Source organism: Tateyamaria omphalii (assembly GCF_019802125.1).
GTDB classification, from domain to species: domain Bacteria; phylum Pseudomonadota; class Alphaproteobacteria; order Rhodobacterales; family Rhodobacteraceae; genus Tateyamaria; species Tateyamaria omphalii_B.
The window spans coordinates 1,774,404-1,796,379 of the sequence record NZ_JAHVHT010000001.1 but is presented as its reverse complement, the minus strand read 5'-3'; the positions used below and the strand labels follow the sequence as shown (position 1 = coordinate 1,796,379).

The following is a 21,976-nucleotide window of genomic DNA, read 5'->3' as shown; positions in this document are numbered from 1 at the left end:
CGCAGCGATACATCCAAGCCAGCATAATACTCCATTCGAATTCTCCCATGTTCACAGATGCCCTGTGATCCTATCGGGAGCTCGACCTCAGTTCAGGGTCAGCCCAATTACGCATGCTTTGGGAAAGCCGCAACGCGGCATTCGGAATGTTGATGATCGTCTGGTATGGGCCGAAGTTGTTTCTTTTAATCTATCGAACCAGGTAAGGATGGACATATGCAGATCTCGGAGAAATCATCTCATGGCCAAACAGAGCACTGTTGGGCATGCAGAACTAAGCTCAACGAGGCAGGGCAAAAGGTATGCCAAAACTGTCATCGGTGGCAAACATGGCCATGGCGGCATCTGAACTTGTCTAACGCTGCTCTTGCAATCGTCGCTGCAGTCGTGGGTACAGGGTTAGCTATAAGCGCGGCAGTAAATTCATATCGGGATGAGCGAAGTGTTTCAGCCTATGTAGTAGGACAATCCCTTCAGGTAAATTCACGCAACTTAAACTTCAGAATATTTGTTCACGGTAGAAGTGTATTGGCGCTGCTAGACGACGCGAGCTGCTATCTACCGCAGGTTCCCGATGCAACACATAAATTCGCGCCAGTTGAAAAACACTCGGTATTTCTCCCCTTGCAAACTGAAATTGTTTCCCGGTTCATGCAAGCCAGAGAAGAAATTCCGGAAAGCTTTAAATCCGCTGATAGTATCACCTGCAACATAACTTTCACAAATGAAAATGGGTATGGCAGAGCGTTTACAACTAAGTTTAGAGTTTCTAACTGATCGCTTGAATAGGGGACTATGGGTTCATTGGAGTTTCTCTCAACGTAAATTATTCCAAGTCACCAAAAGTGAGGCTGCAGCGAATGGCTTCTTCGCCGGGCCGCACCGCGGCGTGATCAACGGCACTGTTGCACAAATCGGGGTTTGAGCACGGTTCCCCTTTCCCCGGACGGACCTATCCTACGGCCACAGTGACGGGGACCCGTTGATGACACTGACCAAAAGCACCGAAAGGGTGGTCGCAACCACCCATCTTGTGTGACGCTGGCTTCTTAAGTGGCAATTGCGTCATCTTGCCAAGATTATCAGCCCTCACTAAGCTCTTGAATAGAAAACGGGACATAAATGGTGGGAATACACATGTGCAAACTCCTTGGTTGTATCGCCGCGCTATTTATTGCTTTCGGCTCATACGCTATGGCCGAAGAGCCGGACAGAAGCGACTGCCTCATGCAGATCGATGTTTCTGCAGTTTATATCAGTTACAAAAACGAATGTGACCATGAGTTGATGTTGTCGGTTGTGACAAAGGAAGGCCAATGTTCGGGCTTGGGATGTGCGGAGGTACTTCATCCAGACGATACAAGTGCCAGGTATGTTATTGGCCAGGTCCTAAGTTACGGAGCATGCAATTCGAATTCCTACGGAAAGTGGGACGGCTCAAGCCTAACTTGTACGAGAATCAACTCTGAATAGCTCAAGTGTTGGCGACCATGACTCGAGCCCTATCGAGCATCACTTCGTTAAGGATCGGGAGTGGTCTGCTTCATGCCTAGGGAGGTCTCAGTCACTGCGCTGACCGCATAAAGCCGACTGTCTTGAAAAACCACTGACGCCCGCTGTGTCCGTATAGCTGCTACTCGAGACCTCTAGAAGATGCGCGGATCAGCAACGTCCGCTTCGGGGAAGCTGCACTGCGGCGGCAAACAGCCCGGTAGACGGCAGGTATGGGCCGTCACTGCCAAAGTTCGCTTAGGACATCGACCCGCTCCAGCGACCGGCGAAGCGCATGGTTCGAGACCCGCACATAGATCTCGGTTGTTCTAAGGTTTGCATGCCCACTGAGCGCCTGAACCATTAGGATGTCGATACCCTCTCCGATCCGCAGCGTCGCGGCGGAGTGCCGCAACCGGTACGGGTTAGGCGGGGTTCGATGCCAAGGCGTTTCGAAAGTGCTCTCAACCGTTTGCGGAATGTGGCCGCTTGGAGGCGACGTCCCGCCCTCTAAAATCACTGGCGGTGTATTCTCATGATTAAGTACCGCGAGACATTCAACAGAGAGCAGGTCACAGGACCACTTCAGTGGAGGAAGACCAAGTCAACCGATTGAGTCCGCGAAATTCTGAAGGAAATTCGAAACCAAGGTCAAAAACCGAACGAAGTTAATGTGCCACATTTGGGCTAGTGCCACCATTCATGTCTACATTTATGTATATCCGCACAGGCTGCTTATCACTTTCGAAGCTTCTAATTGCAACTTATCGCCATCCTTTGGTTTAGGCATAATCAGTGACGAAGTCGGGCGATCTGACAAATACGCAAGCTTTGCGTTTTTTGCGGACTTGATCGCCGAAAGCAGTGTTTTATTGAGAAGTTGCGAATTTGCAGAAAACACCTTCTCGATGTGATCTGCTTCACACTGTCTGTAGAAAGCCGTCAAAACTGGTCCGCGCAACTTGATAGACTGCGCAACTCCATGCAGGTGATCTTCTAGCGCATCAGCATTCCAATGTGCAATTTTGGATGGATCTTCTTCTCCCAAACCAGGCAACCAGATCCTCTCTTTCAGATGCCGCAGTGAGTACAAAACCAGCGACTCCAGGTCATTATTCTCCAGCCCCTTGTCCGCCCAACTCTCTTCTATCAGCCCAACAGCGCTTAAAAGTGTACCAATCGCGATAGCTTCCTCGTTTTTGTGGCAAAGTGTATGATGTGGATCTGCATAACAGAACATGTTCTCCGTCAGGCGAACCACAACTTCGTCAATTTTCTTCAGGTTGCTGTCAGTGAACCTTACGGTCCGAAAGTGATCTAAATAGCATTGGATTGCTCCTCTACGTACCTGAGCAAACTCAACATCACAGACACCTCTCGGAAATATTGCGGTCCTATCCACGTCAACAAGAACGATCGCATTTTCGCTGGCATGTAGTACTTCAGAAGTGCGCTGAGCGACGGCTTGCCATGACTGCAGAAACTCAAGAGTACCCCCGAAGTTTCGTGACTGCCCCAAGTCGTCATGATCTAGAAATAACCCGCTTACTGAAATCTTCTTGTTTAGTGCGCCGACCTCTAGGCCAAGATGCCTCCAAAACCTTACGTCGCCTTCGCCGTCTCCAATAACGATAATATTAGACAAAGAGTTAAGCTGTTCGTCGCCCCAACAACTTATCACTTCCTGTGCGTAGTTTCTTCGACCTTTTCTATGGAATGGGGACTGTCTATCCCGACATACGATATCCTGCTGTCTCCCTGTGTTGTTCCATTCTGTCCAAATACTACAGTCTCTGAGGTGAAGCATTAACTCACTAGTTGAAACCAAGTCTCTTAATCTCCGCTCTTACGTAGTCGCAAACTGCAAACTCGAAATTATTTAGTCGCTCCCTACGTTGAGAAACCCAACCCAGCCGGCTCGAAAGGCGTGCACTTAACTCCATCTCATCGCCAATATCAAGTTCCAGCCGGTTGGAATGTCTGAGAACAGAAAAAATACTAACAATTTCTTCAAAGAAGGACAGCCTGAGATCCTCCTGTAGCACTCTTTCTTCCAAAACCGCTCTAAGCACGGCAACGTAATTTTCGTCTGGGTTGCACGGTTGTTCCATGGGATCGGTAAGCACAAATTCAACCAAAAGCATTAGATTGACTTGTACGTTGGCAATTAACTTAACCTTCAAGTAGTCATCGATCCCGAAGCGATTGAGCACATCTGCGCGATGGTCCAGAAGCTGCTTCTGCAAAACCAGGCATCTTCCAGTGCCTAGCTCCTGGTCAACGAACAGTGTTCTTGTTGCAAAAGACTCTGCAACCAAAAACCGATTCACTTCAGCGGCCAGACGCTCGGACTCGATGCGTAGTACTGGTGCAGAGGTTGTAGGTAATTCCCATTCCTTTTGGTGAAGGCCCTCCAGTATACTTAACGACTCGTCAAGCTTAGAGAACGATGTTCGATGAATTCTGAGAATTGAAGCGAGTAGGAGAGATGCTTCAAAATAGAAATCGTCATACCTTTTGATACGCTCTCGGCGTCCAATTACAGCTCGACATATGGCTTCCGCGTCCGCCGCAATACCACAGCTTGCGTAGAGATAAGCGATGGTAAGATCGGCGAGGGACCCCTTCCAGGTCTGCATATTCAACAGCCGATCATAACGCATTTTTACAGATTTGGTCGTTTCATTCACCAATCCGTGGACCTCGGCCATCTCGGCTCCACCTATTTGGATGGGTAAGGGAAGCCTATGAGTAAAACGGCGGGTTCCCAAATTGGGATGCCTACTCTCCATGAAGGTGTTGAGTGCTCTAACTGTTTTTGGAGCTAAAATCGAAGATGCACTCAGGATTGCAAATGAACGCTCGGCATGGCTCTCGATGTCATTCTCCAACCTCTCGATAAAGTCTTGCTTCTTATATCCAGCCTCCATAAGACCTTTGAACAGTTCGTTGTGCAGGTCATCGACCTGCGCGGAAGCGAGATTAACGCTGGGAATAAGTCGCCTAAACTCCTTAAAGAAGTCGTCAAGTGCTGAGGAGACGAGGTCACTCAATCCATCTTTAGGCTTTGAGAATTCCCCAGCACTCTCTAGCAATGACTTCAACCTCTCGAGAAAGGACTTGTGACGATCCATGCGCTCAGAGTCTCGATTCTGTCCTTCGGATGCGAGGACCTTTGATAGTATAGACTTATTGAACAACCAAAACTCGGGTTGGGTATTCATACGACTTGATGCAAGTAGCATCTCACCCTTCGATCGAAAATCGAAGATTAAGTCCTCGAAAAGCTGCGAATGATGCTTGTCCAAGCCTAAAGTAGGACCGGCATTCCACATCCAATACGTCTGGAAATTCTCAACATGGATATACTGAGACCATGGCTCTTCCAGATATCGCATCAATCTGACGACGTTAATTAACTTTTGGTCCAGGGTCAGCAGGACAACATTTTGAGAATTACGCCCAGCATTTTGCAAAGCGACATCTCTCAACGCCCGCAAATCCTGTGCAATCGAGAAACCTGATCTTTCATCGCCTTCGGACAAAATCAGAGAAATCTTTTCTAGCGTCTCTGTAAGGCCCAAGGGTACCTTCGCCTTGTCATTATTTCTTAGAGACTTAAGTCTCTTCTCAAAGTCAAGTCTTTGTCGAGGCCCTTGACGACGAATATCTAGCAAGAGGTCAAAACTATCTTGAAACTCGTCTTGCAGTACTCTTACCACCCGCTCTAGCTGCTCCTTACTAAGGCGTGGTGATAAGTCACTCTTTTTGATTACACGAGAAAATGCTGCGTCTAGGTCTCTCCGCATACGGTCGTAGTCCAGACTCATTGACGAGATGAACGCCGAACGAGCTTCATACAAGTGGCTGTCTGCGATCGAATATCTTTTCTCGAAGCCTGTATCCAACTGGATTGAGCCACGAACCAGACTTGCGACCTGTTCAATACCTAAATGTCTCGCGGCGTATCCAGAGACATGGTCATTTTCTCGACCGGAGGTATCAAATAAAAACCATATGACGTTCGCGTCCAATGCAAATACCGTACCGTTTGGATGGGTCGCGTCACTTCTGTGTTGGCCGGATTCGCGGAGATCCAGAATTAAGGCGGCAAAATCACGAAGAGAGCGAGTAAAGGTTCTTGCCTTCATGACTGATCCCCCCCTTCGTCGTCGTTGTCTCGCACAATTTTTTCAACAGAAACTCCGGGAAATATGGGAACAACGTTGTTTCGAAACTTTTCAATGAAGGCGAGGGACGTTTGCCTTGCGTTGGCAATACGATCGAAAAACTCCTCCCCAACGAGATCGCTTTGTAGGTGCGGAATCGAGACCATCTCTTCCCCGATCTCTTTGAGGTGGTCCTCAAGTTCTTCAGGGGAAAGGCTAAGGTCGGGATGAAGCTCTGTTGCTCGAACAAGCCACTCATTGTCACGTAGGTTCAACAATAGAAGCAGTGGTCTTGCATGCGCGAAAATGTATCGGACAAACCTGCAAGCGGTACATTCACGACTTTCGTCTGAAGACAGTTTAAGATCGGGAAGGGCACTTGCCCAGTACTTCAAGGGAAGGCCAGCGATCAGCTCGGTTGAGAATGCATAGAGCTGTTTTTCGTCTGTCATGCTGTTAGCTGTCGATGCGAACGCGATGTCGGTCACCTGCTTTAGTGTGATGCTGCTTCCTGCTCGCTTTTCTGGATCGAGCAGAACGCACGCTACTTGAGCTAGAAGGACAGGATCCGATATGACCTCTGCTTCAAAGAGGTCACGAAAGTCGGAGTATTCGGCCTTGAACTTAATCGTTCGAAAATAGGCGGACGATATCGACAAAATGTTTTCGGCACATTCGATGAGCTCGGGATCGTTATCTCGCAAGATTGGGATCACAAGTTGTATGGCTTCGTTGATCGCTTCGGACGCCTTGCTGTTGTCAACTGCGACAGCAATCGATGTGAGCTGTAGCAACCTTGGAAGGCCGTCTGAGCTCCGCCATGCTGTCATGTATTGATAGACCGACTGACCTAGCTTGACCCGATCGTCTATGGATAGGTCCCGCGTGGTGATGAGTGCAACTTTCTCGTCGACATACTCGCTGGGGAGGTCGAATTCTTCTTCGCTGATGTAGTCAAGTGCATCTACCAAATTCCCTCCCCTTCCCTGTGTAAGACAGAAAGATGACACGTACATACCTCACAATTGCCGATTGCGCAATCGGCAATTCTAGGCTATATAGCGACTCACCTTAACAAAGGCAGCACATGAATCGCACCATCACATTCGCTTCCGCCATGGCCAAAGAGCTCTTCGAAGGCAGGTGGGATGGATTGGTCAAACACACTCCGGAGGACATCCTTGAGGAATGCTTCATCGACCTCCGCCTTATCGAAGTGTCGCGGCTTGAGAGTGACTTGAGTTCTACTTTCAAGAAGCGGATTTTGAGCGAGGACACTGATGGAACTAGAAAATTTGTGATTTCTGGCGCCTCTTCAGACGGAACCCAAGCTTACTCGATTTCATTCAATTGGTCCAAGGACGGCATCATCGATCTAGATATTTCATTTGGATCAGGCGACGAGAAAGGGACAGAAAATGAGCACTAATGCTAACAACGCAGTTGAACCCACCACCACGACCTATGAGGCGCGCCGGATCGCCCCTATACACCCAGGCCAAATCGTTTGGCGCAGGTTTATAGAGCCGTCTGGGCTTACTCAGCTCGAGTTCAGTGACAAGTATGGGATCGAAAAAACTAAGCTCAACCGACTTATCAAAGGGACAAAGGCAATTGACGTTGCTCTGTCGAGAGAGTTGGGGCGCGCGCTAGGCGTGAATCCACGCTTTTTCCTAGATCTGCAGCTGAAATACCTTGAAGCACAAGAAGCGTCACCAGAAGCTTTCCAAGGCGCCGCTGCGGAGAATGATGACATTGAGCAAGAAGACGCAAGCTAGGTTACTGCTTCTGTCTTGGAGGAGCATCCTAAATTTATCGACTGCAGAAGAAGGCACGCTCACCCATTGGTTTGACGAAAGTCTAGCCAATGGGGGCATTCTAGTGACACAAGCATCATTGACTCGAGCAAGCTCTCATTTTCCAGGTCACCTGAAAAAGAAGGGACTCAGTCCATCATTAAAGTTCAACGCTTTCGTCGACAGCAAATTGAGCCCGACGATTGTGATCCCCTTCGCCCATATCTCGATGAACCTATATAGCGAGATTGCACAAGAAAATGAGGCGGATGATCTTGAGTTGTTCGCGATCGCATGCGCTATTCAAAACGCATATTTTTACCAGTGTTGGGATCAAGAAGACGTAGACTTTGCCGAGTTGTTTGCGAAAAGGATTAGCGTTGCGGGACATCTGCTAAAAGATGTCTGACTTCAGTCATCTGAATCCGCATCAAAATCTGAGATGCTTGAGCCTCAGTGGTGGAGGCGTCAGAGGTATTGTGTCTATCAAACTTCTGGCGGTGCTTGATCGGAAACTTAAAACCGACGCATCCCAAGCTTTTGATATGTTTTGCGGAACGTCGATTGGGGCCATCCTCGCGCTAGGACTGGCTGTCGGTAGGAGTGCAAACGAGTTAAATGAAATCTTCTTTAAACAGGCTGACAAGATATTCGGCCACCCAAGACGACTAAATCCCTTTGGGGTTCGGGGTTCAAAGCACGACTCTGTTGGTTTGCGATCTGTTGTCGAAGAAGTGTTGGGCAATGAGAGACAAACGAACCTCAGCAAATTGGACAAGCGGATCCTGCTCATTTCAGTAAGCGGTTCGACCAATCAAGTTGCATATTTTGGTAACGTGGGAGATGTAAATGGGCAGGAATGCCACGACGCGACCTTAGTCGATGCGGCGCTTGCGAGTTCGGCCGCACCGTTCTTTTTGCCAGCACACCCAATCGGTCGGGAGATGTTCTTGGATGGAGGTCTCGTCAGCAACAATCCAGACCTAGAAGCATATCAAGTTGGCACCAAGAAGTTCTCTCGAACTGAAGAAAGCCTAAAGATTCTGTCACTCGGTACAGGGCGAGTTACACCGACAAGTATGACCTCACAGATGACGAACCCACGTAGCTTTCAATGGCTTGGAAGACTATCTTTGATTGACAGGCTAATGCAGATGCAGTCGCTAAAACCAAGCTTGGCAGTCGCTGCGTCGCTTGGACGAAACTATCAAAGACTAGATGTCGATTTGAAGACGGCCGTGCGCTTAGACGATGCAAGCCAAGCGACGTTGGAGATGTTGTCAAATTCGGCAGCGGCGAAAGCCAAAGAAACCTTAGCAACGAATGGCGGGCATATTGCCAGCTTCTTTAGGTGAAAAGCGGATTCTGTTCCTTACTTGACACCACCATCTAAGGCATGCAGCGGGAAGCAATTCTGTTGGTCGTCAGAAATTTGCCTGCTCATATCCGTAGGTTCTTTCAAAGTCCTGCCAGCCTACAGGGTGCCCGACCTGTTTGGCCCGTTGCTCTTCTGGCGCTATGCTGCGCAAACAACGTAGCTCCCGTACTGCTGCGATTTGCTTCTCGGTCTTGGTTTCTGCGGCCATGTCGAATGATTAATTCTCGGGACTATCGTTACTCCGAGATCAGTGTCTGCCAAGCGGGCTGGGCGGTTACGATAATGGGACCCACTATCCGCATAGTGCAGCGAATTTGTATTTAAGCCAGTTCATCTTGCATCAACATACTAGCTAAAAGAGAAGTGCGTGTGTCACGTCAAAACGGAAGGGCTACACTGCTATCCACCTTCCGTAAGCTTAAAACGTAGCTGAGGAATTCGACCACTACCTAGGTTATCTTTGGCTCTAGAGCTTAGAGGACCTTCAGATCCATTCAGAGTGGTCGGCTCTTATCCTATGTTGTTGGGTTTGAGACCTGTGCGCAGCTTGTTTTGAACCTTCGTTGCCGCTTCCACCTTTGTCACCGTGCCAGACTTGTCCGTATCAAGGCCGACATTGAGCGTGTAAGCGTCGCTTCCCTGCTCGAAGAGTACAAACGATTCTGGCTTGCCGATTGCTTTGGGATATAGGACTGCCATGTAGACATCGGACAAAGATGCCAAGACCCGGCCGCCGGCTGCGCGACGAAAGTACTTTTCAACCCAGACAAGCTGCTCTAGCGGTGACATATCTGCCAAATCGTCCGTAGAGGTCCCGAGGTCATCTGCGGTCGATGAAAGGAATTGGATCAGGCCAATGGCGGAAGAGCCCGCCTTATTTAGCTTGCTTGGCGAGAACGTACTGCCTGTTTCAAAAGCCATCACGGCCATCATGTGATCTGGATCGACGTTCAGCCGTTCGCACATATCGCAGACGGCTTGGTTAAAGGTTTCTCCGTGGCTGTCTTTGCTCAAAGTCGTCGCACCCCACGCAATTGCCCGGCGTGTATCCCCTCCGCCTTGCACATAACCAGGGCCACCACTGATCGCGTTGTCAAAATCGAAAGTCGGTAGCGTGAAGCCCAGATCAGATGCCGTCGCAGGGCCGAGGATGCCGTCCACCTCCTCTCCTTTTGCGATCTGAAAGTCTCGCAATGCCGAGAACGTGCCGGGACCGAAGTCGCCGTCAACCTTGATCGCATGGCCGACCGCCTTCAGTGCGGCTTGCAGTTGGCGCACCAAAGGGCCTTCGCTGCCAAACCGCAGAATAATGGATTTTCCGGTGCCGCGCCCCACGACCATCTGCTGCATTTCAGCGGCATCAAAAAGAACATACTCGGTCTGGTCAAACTCTTGCGCGAACCCTTGCTGAAAGGGCGCGATGAACTTTTTCCAGGGCCCTTTTTCGCTTCCTTTGACGCCTTTCTTCACCTTCCCAGCAACCGTCTGGCACCCGGCGGAAGAGAACTTCGCATCGGGAATGTTGCTATCTATCCCCATCGAAAACGCGCAATGGATATTGTCGCCTGCTGCGAGTGTTGCGAACCACGGATCGTCACCATCGTAATCCGCGTCATCGGATGTGCGTTGCAGGGTGATGAAACTCTCCTGACGAAGTGCCCAATGCCCCTGGTGTTGTTCAGAAAACTTGTGCCAGCCGGGCGCATAGCGCTTGTAGCGCCCGCGCCCCATTTGGTTCACACCCTTGCCGCCCTTGGCGATGCCGCCTTCAACCACCGTATTAAACGGGACAGTTGAGCCGGGGAACAAGGCAAACCCATTGCCCGGGCGCCACTGCCCAAGCGTGCAGTTCATCGTCTGGTAATTCACATTGCGCATTTCGAGCGCATGTGACGCAGCAAAGGGTGTGCCTGCGTAATCGACAGGTCTGCACCCGCGCAAACCAAAGGTGATCATTCCCGATGTCGGCAAAGGGAACTGAGACCTTTTCCAAAGGGCAATCAGATGCGCCTCTGTCATTGTCAGGTTTGCGGCACCGGTAGGGATCTCCCCGGGATCCTCTGCCACGATTTCATAAGGGACAACCGGCGTCTCTTCGGGGACCGGGGCTGTAAGGTTGACCTCTTCGGCGGAGAGGTCCAAAATTTCGGCAGTCTCTGCTCGCAGTGCCTGCATTTCATCTTCGAGATCCGGCAGGTTCGGCCCCAGAAAACCATCAATCACAGATCTAAGTCGTGCGACCTCTGCTGCGAGTTCGTGCAGTGAAAAGAAGGCGATGCGGTCAAGGGCATCCAGGACAGGCTGCCCAATGATCTCAATCTCTTCCCGGCGGGCATCGTCGGCCTCATTCCATTCTGCCTGTAGGGTCTTGCGCATGCTTTCGAGTTGTCGCTCAAGCTCCTGCATGGTAGCCATGATGCCCTCCCTGACCTGTCGGTCTCAATTGGTTGCCGCTGAAATACGTTCAAGTTCAATGGATTGTCGCAAAAGGCGCTGCGCTGAAAGTTCTCCCCGGCCACCTGCGGCGGCTGCGTCAGCGGCGGCCTGCATAGCGATCTGGGTTTCATCAATCATTAGAACCCACTTCGCGAGCTCTTGCCGAAAGGCGGCGACCCGGGCGCGGTCTGCTTCGCGAATGCCGGTGCCTTCACCGAAACTCGTCCCGCTGTTGGCACGCACCATCGTGCGATACATCCGCGCTGCACCTTCGCGAAAGGCATCAAGCAGCGCCGCCATATTGGGCTGCTGATTGACGACCTCTTCCCGGAAACGCTGATAGTTGACCTGTGCAACGGCCTGTTCAAGCCCCGGAAGGATCTGCTGTGACAACTGCAGCGTCAGCTCACATGCACCGCAGAGATCTGTCAGTTTTGCGCGCGCCGCGGTGGTGCTGGCGGTTGCATTTGCGGCCGGGTCCGCGCTTTGATCTTCTGCGTTGAACGGCGCAACGCCGGCCCGAAAGGTGCCAATCATCTCGGTGACCCGCGCCCTTTGCAACGCGGCACCGTCGCCATTGGCGATTCCAAGAAGGACTTTGTTGTAGAGGCGCAATGCATTAAGATTGGCACGCAGGGACGCCGTTGCAGGCGCATCACCGGCATCGATGTAGTAGCCCGCGAAATCCGGATCAAAAAACTGTTCATCAAGTTCTTCGGCAAGGACACGGCGGGCCAGTTGCCGCTCCGCATCAGCCAAGTCATCAAGCACCTGATTGCCCTGGTTATGCTGGATGTCAAACGCGGCATCATAGGCAACAAACTCGGATACGCCTGCGGTGCAACCACCCAGCGCAAGCGCAAGCGCCACGGCGCAAAATCCTTTCAACATGGCTCTCAGTATCTGCATCGTCCCCTCCCTTTGATCCCCGGTCCATGCGTTTAACCGTAACGCTCACCCCACGTCGTCCGGACCCGCAGCCGATGTGTGTCAGAACTCATCTGGAACCGCTGGAAACGGCGCGGGGAATTCAGTCGCGCTATATTGGTAAAGTGACCCGAAAAGCCCGTCTGTACCGGGAGCCCAGCTGGTGGTTTCCATATCCAAAGGAACGCATTCCGATGACTGCGTCTGCGGATTTTCCTTGGCCTGTTCGCAAAAAATCGGTGAGGTATGGCAGGCGACAAGGTAGCTGTCGTTGCCACTGTCCCCGCGGAATTCCTGATAGCAGTAACGGATATCTACAACTTCGGTCTCAAGAACGGGTGACTCCAGCCCCGCCAGAAACGGGTTCGGGTTCATGTTCGTAAATTGATCCTGGAAGTTTTGCGGGATCCAGTATCGATAAAGGCTGGGATCAAGGCAGTCGTCCAGCTCTCCTTGCAATGCAAAGCCGCTTTCATTCGCGCGCAAGCGCCGCTCGATATCCGTCACAAGTTCGCGTGTCTTTGAAAGATCGCCTCCTGCTTCCTGGCTGATCGTTCGGAATGTGTAGCTGAGCGTAGCCGCAAGGGCCGTTTGGTTCTCAATGCTGATCCAACTTGCAGCGGCCCGAGCTATACCAAGCAGATTGGCACGTGCATTGACGGCGACACCGCCTTCTTGTGGTGGGACGGGTTGATGAAGATGATCCAGCACAATGCAAAGCGTGCTGTTGTCAACGACGCTGGCTAGCAAACGCGCCGAGTTGACGCGAACCGAACGATCCTTATGTCCCGCCCCTATTGCCAGAACTTGCGCGACTTCGGCCGAGTCAAGTTCGCGAAACCGCGTCACGTTGATGAACTCGTCCTCGACCAGCAGAATTGCTGCAGCGGTCAGTGACAGATAAGCGCCGATCGCAGCAGTGTTCCGCTCATTATTCCGAATCTGGAATTCAAACTCGGGGATCTGCGGTACGATGCAGGACAATGGGTCGCGAACGGACTCTAGCATGGGAAGGCTCTGTGCCTTTCCTTCAAGAATAACGCCATTGATGAAGCTGCAGTTCTGGGCAACTGCCTGAGACGCGGACGCCGCGCAACAAAATGCAATGCTTGCTGCAAATGATCGCCAACGCTTCATTCGAACGCCCCTAAGCTGATATCATTCTGGCCAACGGTCACGGGCTGATCGGCCCTTGGCGCAGCAGCGATGAGGCGCTGCTCAAACTCTACTGTTCTGGTGGCGACATATTCATCGAAATCCGCACCTGCCCGTTCGCGCGGCGTCAGATCCACTAGAACGGTCTCAGACATCGCGCCTTGCGTGGGCGCCTCTTCACACTCGGGGTCTACGACAAAATGAAAGGCATTATCCATCAACAGTTGTGTGCCGTCCCTGCCGGCAAATTCCAGATGGACAGGAAAGGCGCAGCGGTCAGAGTTGGCTTGCTTTGGCAACAGCACGATGAACTGATCCTCAAGTGTTGAGGTCAGAACAGGCAGCCCCTCAAGATATGCCGAAAGAACATGTTCATCAGGACTGATTGCAATCGTTTTGTCGCGGGATCCGATCTCAAACGAGACCTTCAGATACTTCGTCTGCTGATCGAAAGCTTGCCGCATCTCGGCGTGTTTTTCCACAATCGCCCAACCGGCCAGAAACGCCAGCACGCCGGCACCACCGGCCATCGACCCCTGGAACCAGCCGTTTGTCAGAAGATCGCTCCGCATGCTGCCAGCTGCCTGTGTGCCAGTGCCATAGAGCGAGATCGCGATGCCCAGCACGACATAAACGAAGGTGAAAGCCGTGTGCGACTCGTCCTGAGCATGATCCGCCCAAGCGATCAGTGCGATGCCCAGAACAACAAAAAGTAGCCCGGAAGAAAAGAATGCCCGAATCCAGCCTATGATCCGCTGTAACGCGCTTTGCTCCAGCTCTGCCTCGATGCGCGTTCGAACATCTTTTTCTGTGGCTCCGACCAAACCGTACCAGATTTTGAACTGGGCCAGACTTGGCTTTGAAGCAGTGCCTTTGTGCTTGGCAAAAGCGTCTTCCAGTGACAGTCTTTCACTTTTTTCCAATACTTGGACGTCCCGGACGAAGGTATATTCAGAGGAATTTGGTTTCATTGGAATGTGTTAGGTTGCTGGAGACTCAACTAAAAGAAGTAAAAATGCTTCTTGATCGTGTACGCAGGCGTGTGATTTCGCAAGGAAAAAAGGCGATTTCGATCCGAAAACAGGTTTTGGGAACAAAACGTCTTCTGGGTCAATAGCGATTTCCAAGAACTCGAGCCACTTTTGTATTCGTGCGCATTGGGCTTGAGTCTTGATAGTAAGCGCATGGTCGGCGATGGTTGTTGTGAAGTTGAAGTATCGATAACTAGGAATTCGCCTTCATACTGAGTCTCTAGGATGGCTTCGTTTGGTAAGGTTCAACCGGACCAGAACCGGACGCCCTAGGGCGTCCGCTTGCATCCGAACACCTTAAATCGAAAGCTCTACCAACGCTTGAGCGCTGCTCAAATCTACTTCTGCAAAACCAGAGGAAGCGCTGCGCAAACTATTTCTTGCGCTTTGCTTTCCTGGCGTGCAGCCTTGCAGGACGCAGATTATCCATGTGCTCGAATTTTTACCTGGGGTATTGGTGTGGCTAACTTTGAAAATATTCAAATCGGCTTCGAGCCGTTCGATCTTTCCATAGAAATTGGTGACGCAAAAACGGAGCCGTGTATCCGAGGCGCAGATGTTCAGTTGTGTGCCGACGATGTAAAATTTCCAAACGGCACCAGCACGACGGCGGTCGCGACAGATGTCATGGAATACATCTGCGCACAGCTCTATAAATTCGGCATCGTTGTGCATTACACAATCGAAGCGTACGAGGGTGAGCGCTACATGAAGTCAGTATCTGTCTCCCGCCTATATGGACGAGATTTTTCAAAAGGCACAGGAAAACGCGTTTTCGAAGCGAAGTCTTTCACAGATGACAGCAACTGTTGGAAATGGCGCGTTTCCTTCACAAAGCCGAAGACGAAAGACAAGAAGGGGCGGGGGCTAGACGCTTTGGATAGCATCCCGCTTGCTGGTGTCAGATCAATCATTTTCGACTTCGGTGTCGCACCACCGACAAGCTAACCCTTTATGTGGACGCATCTCCAGCCCTATCTGCCAAACGACCGGCGGGCAGAAACTATACGGCGCAAAGCCCGAATCGGCCTGTGGCGCGCGATCAATATGCGCCGGCTGATCCTGCTCGTCGGCTCCGGCGCGACGATCAGCCTAGGTCAACAATCCTGGAACCAAACCCTCATACATTTCATCGCTCTAACGACCCGGCAATTCGCCGAAAACGGCATGTCATCACGCGACGAACAACGAAACGAGGACGGCTCAACAACCTTCACACGCTTCCCCGTGCGGCAAATTCGACTGTTCGATCAAATCATGGAACTCTGCGGCACCGAAGACGTAAAACACTATTCGCTCGGCAGCTCGGACGCGGCGAAAGACATGGTCAGGGGCCGGCTGGCGAAGCTTGAAGCGCAAGGCGATCTCGACACAGATTCTCTCAGAATTGCACTAGATTTGTGCGAGGAACTGCTCAATGTAATGGATGAGGTTGAGCCGCAACCAATTCACGTCGCAAAAGTGCGCGCCGAGTTTGCCAAAAGTTTCCACTCACGCGACCACCCTTGGGAAAATCTGGATATAGATAACAACCCCGTCGGGCGTATTCTCAAACACACCCGCTCGCGCCGCATCCTAACCACGAATTACGATGCTGAATTCGAACGGTTCCTTTACGAAAGCAACCTGCGGTCCGAGCCGGGCACCACCGCACATTTGCAATTCAAGCGGCTGCCCAAGTACGACACAGAAAACTCTGAACCCAACCCGCGCCGCATTTCCGTCTCCAGCTCCCTGCGCCGAAAGATCTCCTCAACAAGTATCGACGCGGGCAATGTCGGCGATCTGGTCAATTTCGCAGCTTATTCGCGCTCCGAATTGTATCAGATCTTTCACCTGCACGGGCGGCTTGACCATCCGATGGATATGGTCGTGTCCAAAAGCGATTACCGCCGCGTCTATGCTCAGGACCCGTCCAGCGCCGAAGCCTTCCAGGCCGCGCAAGAAATTCTGTTCTCCGGCAACGATGTCCTCATGGTCGGCTTCGGCGGCGAGTCGGACATCCTGCTGCCGTTCCGCCGCTTTGTGGAACGCGGGCGCAAGGCCGATCAGGCCCCACGGCGCACCTTCGCGCTTCTGCCCAGCGAAACCGGCGACGACTACAAGCGTAAGAACGCCACCAAAGCCATCGACTGGGCGCTCGACTATGAAATCTACACGATCCACTATGGCGGCAAACGCTTCCGCGAGACGCTCGGGGCACTGAAAGCCATTCGCAACTGCCTCAACAAGGCTTGGAAAACCCGCGAGGAGGGCGCGCATGAACCGCTCGATCTGGAGCGCGCACTCAACAAAATTCGCGATTTCCGCATCCGCAAGCCCGAAGATGCTAAGACGGACAGTCGCGGCAAAAAGGAACTGGTAAGTGACAAGACATTCAACGACCTGAACGCCCTCGCCGCCGACAGAAAGAAGTCAACCTCGGTCGGGCCAGACCGCGCAGCGTGGCTGACCGAGCTGCGCACGTTGCGCAACGCGGCAGAAACCGAAACCTACACCAACGCGATGCTCTATGAGCTTGAAGAGCTCGGCCGCCTGTCCCGCGATTGGTGGGATGCGCTCCGCCACGCGCCCAATGAACGGCGTGCGCGCTATCATATCGCCGATGAAGGGGTCAGCGGTGCGCCCGGCTACCTCTCGGTCCGCCATTGCAGCATCTGGGAGCCGAAATTGCTCGAAACCGAGGCGACCGACTGGCCGCAGCTTAACTCCGCCCGCAAGGTCGCGACCGATCAGGTCCTCACCCAAGCCGGGTATAACCGACGTATTATGCGCTTCGCGGCGCCTCGGGGTACCGGGCAGGCGACCTTTGCAAATCTGCTGCATCGCCGCGAAAATCAGGCGTTCATTTTCGACCTGCCAGATGGCAGCTTCCACACGGGTGGCTTTCTTGCGCATCTGTCCTTTTCGATGGAGTTTACCTCTGTCCTCAAGGCCTTCGGGCGGTTTTTTTCGTATTGGACAGCGAAATGCCTCGCGGACCCGGACGCAGCGCCGCCCAAACCTGCCAGTCTGGCTAAAGCCTACCAAGACCTAGCGGATAAGTTTGCGCACCAGGTCGAGGATGCCAAACGCTACCTCAACCCCCAATCCGGGCAGGCTGATCTCAGCCTCAGCGAGTTTGAACGCCTGCGCCGCCTGACAAAATTCATGCGCTCCGATAGCGCGCTCAAGACCAAGATTCAGTCCTACATGGCCGATCCGCAGGCTTATCACGGACTCGCGCTCACCGGGGGCGACCTGACCCACGCGGCGCAGGAACTGGTTGCCGTCGCTTGGGAAGACGACCAGACACTGATGAAACAGGATACGATGGGTCTCGCAGATTTCGATCTCGATGCCACCAACTTGACGAAGGACGTCGGGCCGGGCCGCGCCCCGCGCCGTCACAGGCTCGATATGCTGCGCGAAGCGATGTCAAACTACACCGCCGTCTGCGGCGAAAACCGTTTGTTTGTCTGCCTCAGCGGGCTGGATCGGATCGCTGATTCCAATGGCGACGCCTATAATCCAGCACATCGCGCCTTCTTCCGCCTCCTGACGGGGACCGAAGAGCGGACCGAAACCAATCCGTTCATCGCAGACGGCCTTTCGGGGTTGCCAATCGATGTCGTGCTGATCGCGGGCAAGCCCGAAGCCCCTATTGCCTATCTTTCGAAGGAATTCGATCCGCAAGTTGATCCTGTCGCCTCATTCGAGTCGGCATCCGACGCGGACAAAACGCCGCTCAACGGCAACGTGCAACTCTACTCGAACCGAAGCGCGACGAAACGCCTGTACAAACGCTGGGGCGAGTTGCAAACGCTCAGTTGGGAACGCCGCATTGTCATGCTGGGCCTAAAGGTGGAAGAAAAGCACTTCGCCTACGCCAAGGACAAAGAACAGAAATACCAAAAAGACCCGCGCACGGAAGACCGCGTACAAAAACTGCCTGGCCCGGAGGAGGCCGCGGCTATGTTTCTGCTTTGGGCAGAATCCACCCAAAGCGATCTGTCGCATCGCGACATCGGTGATCTGCACGAAACCAGCCAAATCCACCGGCTGCTCTATGAAAACCTTTCGCTCTCGCTTTGGGTTCTGCGGCTTTGGGTGTTCCAGGCCCGCGAAGCCGAGGCGTCCGGCCGCTCGCCCGTTCCTTTCGGCTTTCACAGCTTCCTGCGCGATCTCGATGCTACCGCGGCGCGCGATGGGCAACATGGCGTGTTGAAATACGTTCTGGATAGCTATGAACGGGTAGACGCGCAACGCTACCACGTCACAGATACAGCTGCGGGGTCCGCGACCTATATCCCCGAACTTCACACGCTGATCCTGCGCCATCTGGTTGTCTTCGCGCTGCCGGTTGAACCTTGGGTGCTTGTCGGATGCCCCCTCATTCTGAGTTTGCTGCAGAAAGAGTTCAAGAAGCGGTGCAGAAACGGCGTCGGGCTTCCGTCGCTGGACGTAGACGAGGTCAAAGACGAAGCGCTGCGGCAAGGATATCTGGCCCGACTGGAATGGCTTGAACGGGTCTTCGTTCTTAGGGAACTGCGCTTAGCGCTCAACACGCTTGTCGGCCGGGCGCTGGTGATGAGGGTGCACCCTGCCTCTGACGTATTCAAACGCGCAGAGTGGGACGACGATAAAAGCAACATGGCCACCGAGGCCTTCCTGCACACCCGTTACTCGCTACACAACAAAATACGTCAGTTCGTCGCCCACTCAATCCGGCTTGGCGTGCATGATGGGGCGGATATTAATCATCACCGCATGTCGATCTATTGCGATCAGCCCCGCGAACTGCCTTCGCCGACCCAGGAGCATTACGCATTGGTACGCGATATCCTCGAACACCAGATCGACCTTTGCCGCGAAACGTTGGCCGCCATGTTCCAGATCGGGCACGAACAGGCCCGGATCAGGGATATTATGGAAGGCTGGGACAGCGACACTGGCATCCGCTCCACTAGTCCCGCTCAGCAATCCGAACGGCGCTTGGACACTGTACACGAAACCCCAGAAGACAGGCGCTTTCGCTTTGCCCTGGCCCGGCGCATCTTCGCCCCCGAACCCGTCGCAGACGGCCCGCTCAACAAGATCGATGAGGCGCTAAGCGCCGTCGCCGAAGGGCTGCACATCGAAAACTGGGCCTCACCCGACGGAGTTGGGGGCAGCTTCGGTCGCCTTCACGCCGTACCCCAACGCCTGCGCGCAATGTTCAGCGTCCTGCAAGGCTCTTTTGCTATCGGTTCCCTGTCGCGCATGACCAGTGTCCGCACCTCCACCGCAGATGGCAACGCGACCCCCTTCGACGCCTATGGCAATTGGCTACGAAGCCTCATCAATGCGGGCGCGAGCCTTGATCGCACCCAACTCGAATTTCAGCGCATCTTCTGCGGCACCACTTTCCAGGACCGCACGACCGGCAATCACGAAATCAGCGGCTGGCTCTCGGAAGCGCCAAACAAACAAACCGACACCCCCTCCATTTCGCGCATCACCGCCGCCGAACAGTCGATCCGCAGCGCCGCTCAGGACCTTGGCCTCAGCGCGATCCAACGTACCCAGCACACCACCCTCCGCCATCCCTTCTACCGTGACGAAATCGCATGGCTCTACAACGAACGCGGCCTTACAGCACTGACTCAAGGCAATGTCTTCGACGCCCTTCCGCTGCTACAACAAGCGTCCTTCATAATGTCCCACCGTCGCGTGCCCGAATCCGACAGCCACGCCTTCCACGCCGCCGAACGCCGAATCCAACTCAACATGGGTATCGCCCTGCTGGAACGCGGCAGCGTCGCCGAAGCCCAACGTGTCCTGACCGACCTGCGCATCGGCAGCCTGCAAATCAGCGGCTCCACTCCAAGCGAGATCAAGCCCTTCTCCGAGCTCTACCTCGCTGTCTGCGACCATATCGGCGGCAGTTTCGAGCGCGCCGGCCGCGCCTACACCAAACTGCAAAAGACCTTCTCGAAGAAAAACCAGTTTCGCGCCGTCGCGATTACTTGCCGTTCCCACGCTGACCTCTGCCGCGCTCGGGGCGAGCTAGACCAAGCCCTGAAACTGTCAGACCTCGCAATGAAAGCCGCCTCGCGATCCGAGCAGCGAGATATTGAACATCTATGCACCGTCAGCAGTGCGCGCGTGCTCATCGAACTTGGTCAGTCGCGAAAAGCGTCCCCCTTACTCGACCGCGCCATGGGCTACGCACGTACCATGGGTCTCCCGCGGATTGAAATCGACGCCAAGATCGCGTTGAGCGAGCTGATGAATAATCAGGGCGACTACACGCTCGCCGGCCAATTCGCTTCCGAAGCTGTTGCGCTCAGCGTCGAAAACGGCCTGAGACTGCGCAAACTCAGCGCCCTTTTCAGCTACGCACTTAGCCGCCGCAACCGCGGCTCCGACGACTTCGCAAAACGGCTGCTTACCAAAGTCGCCTCGGAAGCCGAAGAACTGGGTTACATGACAATCGCTGGCGCTGCTAACACTGAGATGCCGACCTAAGGCGGCGTGCAAAGCTCGGCCCTTTGTTCGAAAAGTGTACATCCAATGCATCTGGCGCACTTTTTTGTTAAGGTCCCGTACCACCTGCGCCAAACGCAATCCATTTCCGCTTATCGAGAAACTAGGCATCAACCGTTGCCAACGTATCGGCTGCAACAATCGCTGAACTCAACGAGTTGTCTGTTACTTTGGTGTAGATCTCTGTGGTTGCGATACTAGCGTGACCCAGCAGCCTTTGCACCAAACGGATATCGACGCCTTCTTCGATCAAGAGGGTGGCAGCCGAATGCCTAAACTGGTGTGGGGTCAGATGTGGCTCGATGCGGAGGGACCGCGACAACGTTCGGAGCCGCTTGCGATATGCTTGTGGGGTGAGACGATCGCCATTGGTGTTGGCGAAAAGCCAAGCCTGCGACCCTAAGGTATCAAACTTGCGCTGCCAGTAATGGCGAAAGTCCTTTTGAAGCCGGTCATTGGCAACATAGACTGTTCGTTCTCGATCACCTTTTCCTCGAACTCTTATACGAGTCGCGGCGCCTGTTACGTCCTGAACTCTTAAAGAGGTAAGCTCGCTAATTCTAAGCCCTGTCACGACGAGCAGTCGCGCTATGAGACCAGTTACTTTGGTTGGAGAAACATCGCCAAGGTCTTTGGAAACCTTCGGATCAAGTTCGATGATGTGCTCCGTCGACTGGAACAAAGTGCTTAAGGTTGGGCGATCCACAGGGCGCGGGAGACGTTTTGGGATTTTCAAATCTAACCGCAGTCCATCAAATGGGGACCGCTCATCTGGACAAATGTCTTCCCTCCATTTGAAGTATGACCGGAGTGTGACGAGTCGTCTGCGGATGGTTGACGGACTGGCGCCTTGTCCCTCCCGGAGATCCTTTTGGAACGCTATTACATCTTGTCCAGTTGGTTGATCGATGAGGCCTACTTTTGCTTCAAACTTTACATAAGCGGTTAGGTCCTGCCGGTAGGCCCTCAAACTATGATTGCTCAGCCCCAGTTGTTCCCGGCAGTACTCTTCGAATTTCTTGATGTTGATTTTGGTCATGCGCCCTCGTCATTGTTTTGGGGCCACTACTAGTTGCCAGCAGCTTT

Annotated in this window: 16 protein-coding genes; 7 read left to right on the top strand and 9 right to left on the bottom strand. The window is 53.2% G+C overall.

Annotation, left to right across the window (positions count from 1 at the left end; translation table 11 throughout):
* Positions 1-736: 736 nt before the first annotated feature.
* Complete coding sequence (locus tag KUV51_RS08950; protein WP_222521182.1) at positions 737-925, top strand: hypothetical protein; 189 nt, start codon at positions 737-739, stop codon at positions 923-925.
* An 807-nt stretch (positions 926-1,732) separates the two neighbouring features.
* On the opposite strand, the gene KUV51_RS22350 is transcribed toward KUV51_RS08950, so the two are convergent.
* The 4 genes from KUV51_RS22350 to KUV51_RS08930 all read right to left on the bottom strand — a co-directional run bounded on the left by KUV51_RS22350 (position 1,733) and on the right by KUV51_RS08930 (position 6,631).
* Positions 1,733-2,011: a tyrosine-type recombinase/integrase gene (locus KUV51_RS22350; RefSeq protein ID WP_410001063.1), complete on the bottom strand. Its 279-nt coding sequence runs from the start codon at positions 2,009-2,011 to the stop codon at positions 1,733-1,735.
* 192 nt (positions 2,012-2,203) lie between these two features.
* Positions 2,204-3,136 carry a hypothetical protein gene (locus tag KUV51_RS08940; protein ID WP_222521180.1) on the bottom strand — a complete coding sequence of 311 codons (933 nt, stop codon included), beginning with the start codon at positions 3,134-3,136 and terminating at the stop codon, positions 2,204-2,206.
* Between the two features lie 169 nt (positions 3,137-3,305).
* Positions 3,306-5,642, bottom strand: coding sequence for a hypothetical protein (locus KUV51_RS08935; protein ID WP_222521179.1), 2,337 nt, complete (start codon positions 5,640-5,642; stop codon positions 3,306-3,308).
* Positions 5,639-6,631, bottom strand: a complete 993-nt coding sequence (locus KUV51_RS08930; RefSeq protein ID WP_222521178.1) for a hypothetical protein — start codon at positions 6,629-6,631, stop codon at positions 5,639-5,641. The genes KUV51_RS08935 and KUV51_RS08930 overlap by 4 nt, the downstream gene beginning before the upstream one ends.
* A 116-nt stretch (positions 6,632-6,747) precedes the next feature.
* On the opposite strand from KUV51_RS08930, the gene KUV51_RS08925 reads away from it, so the two are divergent.
* The 4 genes from KUV51_RS08925 to KUV51_RS08910 are packed head-to-tail and all read left to right on the top strand — an operon-like array spanning position 6,748 to position 8,811.
* Positions 6,748-7,089 carry a hypothetical protein gene (locus tag KUV51_RS08925; RefSeq protein WP_222521177.1) on the top strand — a complete coding sequence of 114 codons (342 nt, stop codon included), beginning with the start codon at positions 6,748-6,750 and terminating at the stop codon, positions 7,087-7,089.
* Positions 7,079-7,438 carry a transcriptional regulator gene (locus KUV51_RS08920; protein WP_222521176.1) on the top strand — a complete coding sequence of 120 codons (360 nt, stop codon included), beginning with the start codon at positions 7,079-7,081 and terminating at the stop codon, positions 7,436-7,438. Before KUV51_RS08925 ends, KUV51_RS08920 begins: the two co-directional genes overlap by 11 nt.
* Positions 7,416-7,865: a hypothetical protein gene (locus KUV51_RS08915; protein WP_222521175.1), complete on the top strand. Its 450-nt coding sequence runs from the start codon at positions 7,416-7,418 to the stop codon at positions 7,863-7,865. Before KUV51_RS08920 ends, KUV51_RS08915 begins: the two co-directional genes overlap by 23 nt.
* A complete protein-coding gene (locus KUV51_RS08910; RefSeq protein ID WP_222521174.1) occupies positions 7,858-8,811 on the top strand; it encodes a CBASS cGAMP-activated phospholipase in 954 nt (317 codons plus the stop codon). The genes KUV51_RS08915 and KUV51_RS08910 overlap by 8 nt, the downstream gene beginning before the upstream one ends.
* 533 nt (positions 8,812-9,344) lie before the next feature.
* On the opposite strand, the gene KUV51_RS08905 is transcribed toward KUV51_RS08910, so the two are convergent.
* From KUV51_RS08905 to KUV51_RS08890, 4 genes are all read right to left on the bottom strand, one after another.
* Positions 9,345-11,249, bottom strand: a complete 1,905-nt coding sequence (locus KUV51_RS08905) for a peptidoglycan-binding protein (RefSeq protein WP_222521173.1) — start codon at positions 11,247-11,249, stop codon at positions 9,345-9,347.
* Positions 11,250-11,273: 24 nt separating this feature from the next.
* Positions 11,274-12,179 (bottom strand): hypothetical protein, encoded by a 906-nt coding sequence (locus tag KUV51_RS08900; RefSeq protein WP_222521172.1) that lies wholly within the window; start codon positions 12,177-12,179, stop codon positions 11,274-11,276.
* A gap of 81 nt (positions 12,180-12,260) precedes the next feature.
* Positions 12,261-13,334: a hypothetical protein gene (locus tag KUV51_RS08895; RefSeq protein ID WP_222521171.1), complete on the bottom strand. Its 1,074-nt coding sequence runs from the start codon at positions 13,332-13,334 to the stop codon at positions 12,261-12,263.
* Positions 13,331-14,323 (bottom strand): hypothetical protein, encoded by a 993-nt coding sequence (locus tag KUV51_RS08890; protein WP_222521170.1) that lies wholly within the window; start codon positions 14,321-14,323, stop codon positions 13,331-13,333. The genes KUV51_RS08895 and KUV51_RS08890 overlap by 4 nt, the downstream gene beginning before the upstream one ends.
* Positions 14,324-14,665: 342 nt before the next feature.
* Between KUV51_RS08890 and KUV51_RS08885 the strand changes: the two genes are divergently transcribed.
* Positions 14,666-15,331 (top strand): hypothetical protein, encoded by a 666-nt coding sequence (locus KUV51_RS08885; RefSeq protein WP_222521169.1) that lies wholly within the window; start codon positions 14,666-14,668, stop codon positions 15,329-15,331.
* A 6-nt stretch (positions 15,332-15,337) separates the two neighbouring features.
* Complete coding sequence (locus tag KUV51_RS08880; RefSeq protein WP_222521168.1) at positions 15,338-20,872, top strand: SIR2 family protein; 5,535 nt, start codon at positions 15,338-15,340, stop codon at positions 20,870-20,872.
* Positions 20,873-20,993: 121 nt separating this feature from the next.
* Here the strand turns inward: KUV51_RS08880 and KUV51_RS08875 are convergent, their stop codons facing one another.
* The gene (locus KUV51_RS08875; protein WP_222521167.1) at positions 20,994-21,929 is read right to left on the bottom strand and encodes a tyrosine-type recombinase/integrase; all 936 of its coding nucleotides are present in this window, start codon (positions 21,927-21,929) and stop codon (positions 20,994-20,996) included.
* Positions 21,930-21,976 lie beyond the last annotated feature (47 nt).